2 protein-coding genes are annotated in these 2,917 nt (G+C 61.8%); both read left to right on the top strand.

What is annotated here, in order from left to right:
* The coding region (locus ACWGS9_RS34525; protein ID WP_454509399.1) for a hypothetical protein at window positions 1-1,159 on the top strand (1,159 nt) is incomplete at its 5' end.
* Between the two features lie 956 nt (window positions 1,160-2,115).
* Window positions 2,116-2,412 carry a hypothetical protein gene (locus ACWGS9_RS34520; protein WP_454509398.1) on the top strand — a complete coding sequence of 99 codons (297 nt, stop codon included), beginning with the start codon at window positions 2,116-2,118 and terminating at the stop codon, window positions 2,410-2,412.
* Window positions 2,413-2,917 lie beyond the last annotated feature (505 nt).

The raw sequence follows: 2,917 nt of genomic DNA, 5'->3' as shown, positions 1-2,917 counted from the left end.
GCACCTCGACAACCTCGTCGGCGATCGGCGGGCACTCCAAGACCGCCTCGGGCTGCACCCGACAATCGCCATGGAGGCGAGTCGCCCGCAGACGGCGTCAAGCTCGAAACCGAAACGCCGCAATCTCAAGAGGCTGGCTGCCATCCCCGAATTTGTGAACAAAGCGGTGAAGGCGAGTTTTCAGCTGTCACGCGAGGAGTGCGAAGGCATTGGCAACCGCCCCGGTGGAGTGTTTATTCTGCAGGCCTTTGTCGACACCGCGGAAGAGTTGGCGCAGCTGGAGTTCAGCGGCCACAAGCTCAGCAAGGATGATATCCTCAAGATCCTGAGGAACCGGGGTGCGGGGCAGGCGCTGAACACGCTGCTGGATAACGCGCAGCCGTTGGCGGAACTGCAGTTCAGCGGCCAGAAGCTCAGCAAGGACGATATCGTCAAGATTCTGGGGAAGACGGGTGCGGCCCACGCGCTGAACACGCTGCTGGATAACGCGCAGCCGTTGGCGGAACTGCAGTTCAGCGGCCAGACGCTCAGCAAGGACGATATTGTCAAGATCCTGGGGAAGACGGGCGCGGCGCAGGTGCTGAACACGCTGCTGGGAGAAAGCGGAAAGGACCTGGGGGTGCTGGAGATCAGCGGGCAGAAACTCAGCAAGGAGGATGTCGTCAAGATCCTGGGCAATAATGGTGGCGCGCAGGCGGTGAGGGCGTTGCTGAAGAACGCGCAGGCGCTCGCGACACTGGAGCTCAGCGGCCAGAAGCTCAGCAAGGACGATATCGTCAAGATCCTGAGCAATGATGGTGGCGCGCAGGCGCTGAAGGCCCTCCTGGGAGAACGCGGAAAGGCGCTCGCGGACCTGGAGCTCAGCGGCGAGAGGCTCGGCAAGGACGATATTGTCAAAATCCTAGGCCAGCCCGGCGCGGCGCAGGCGGTGACGGCGCTGCTGGGAGACCCCGGAAAGGACCTGGCGGCGTTGGAGCTCAGCGGCCAGAAGCTCAGCAAGAACGATATCGTCAAGATCCTGAGCCAGCCCGGCGCGGCGCAGGCGCTGATGGCGCTGCTGGGGAAGGCCGATAAATTAGCGAATATGCTTAAATCGAAAGTCTTGGCAGCCGCGAGTAAACACCGTGGCGCCGCCACCGCAATTCGAAATCTTAAATGATGTCATCGCCGGCGATGAAGATCACGTCTGAACACCAGGCGCTCGCCGGCCGTCGACCAGCTTGCCAACAATCATGAGAGTCGGCGATGTCAAAATGGCCTCGGCGAGCGCGCACGGCGGTCCAGCCGTGGATGGGATGACCATCGACGACGCCAAAGGCTACCTTCGTGAGCACCGGCCAAGCATCCAGTCAAGCGGGTCGAAATCCCCAAGCCGGTGGGCCGGGTCAGAAAACGCGGCGTACCTTGCGTCGTCGACAGACCGATCCAGCAAGCCCTGCTGCAGCTCTTCCAAGAGCAGTGGGACCCGACGTTCGCGGAGCACAGCTACGGCTGCCGCCCGGGACGCTCTGCTCATCAGGCAGTAGCCCAAGCGCAATGCTACATTGCAGAGGTTACGCTACGTGGTTGACTTCGACCTCGAAAGATTTTTCGACCGGGTTAATCATGATAGCCCGATGGCGCGCGTTGCCGCGAGGGTGTCCAATAAGCGTGTGCTCCAATTCATCCGAGCATTCCTCAATGCGGGGGTGATGGAGGATGGCTTGGTCCGTCCGGTGGACGAGGGGACCCCGCAAGGGGGCGCCTGCACTCACCTAACGCAAAAGGTAACTTTGGCCATCCGTCGGTGATTGCCGTCTGCCGGGGGCGGGCTCTGTGCCGGTGGGTGGTGTCCTCGGGAAGGACGGGATCGAGTGCCGAATCGTGATGGTGTCGTCGTCGACCAGGACATCTTTGACAAGGAGTCGGACCACTTTTGCCGCTCGGTGATTTCCAACGTTTCCGCCGACTCGCGCAGCCGCTTGAGGAACGCGGTTAAGGTTTCGGCCCGACGCAGGAACGACATCCGGTCTGCTGCCTGATCGAGGATGGCCTGCAATTCGGATCATGGACTGCTCGCGTGCGCGCAGTTCCGGCATTCGACGGCGCAGTTCGTACAAGAGATAGGTGAGCCTCTTGGTAAGCTCTGACCAGACGTTCCATGCTCTTGCTGACCCGCGCCAGCTCGCGTTCAAGAGCTTCTTGACGACGCCTCGTCGGTTCGGCCGTGCGCGCTGCATCAAGGCGCCGATCGAGTTCGGCCCGGATAAGCGTGGGGTCCTGGATCAGGCGGATGACCTGCTGCCAGACAATCTGGTCGAGCAGATCCTGGCGGATCGGACGGCTGTTGCATGTGGAACCGCGAAAGGTGGCGCCAGGCATCCGAGGCGAGACAGCGATAATATGGATTTTGCGCGCCGAGCTGAGGGTTGACGTGGCGACAGCGCGTACCCGCATTTACGGCAGACCAGTCCCTGGACGATGCTCGGCTCGATGGTTCGGCCGGGCGCGAAGCGCTTGTTGTCGGCCAGGCGCTCTACCGCCAAAGCGAAAGTCTCTTCGCTGACGATGGCAGGACTGGTAACTCGATCCATTCGTCGCGCGGGCGCTTATGGCCTTTGAGCGTGGGCGGCCCAATCTCGCCGCGAACCGTCAGGGCGCCGCCATTGCAGCGCGTGGCCCCACCGCTCCTGCCGTAGCCGCCGTTTTGAAAAGCCATCAACACTAAGGGAAGCAGCCAAACGCTTCCGGCTGCTGGCCGTGATCACGGGCCATTCCCACATCGGCGAAGCGGTCCAGATCAAGCGCGCTCTTTCGACCTTGGCCCGAGCGGGCGTGTTAGAAATGGAGACCTGTGGACGCGCGTTTTTCCTGACTGGTCAGCTTCTCGACAGCTGGTTGCGATAGCTTGTCGTTGGCGTGCGAGCCCGCAATCCAT

The organism is Mesorhizobium sp. Arg314, assembly GCF_053714275.1.
The sequence above is the reverse complement of the archived record's forward strand: the minus strand, read 5'-3'. Positions and strand labels throughout refer to the sequence as shown.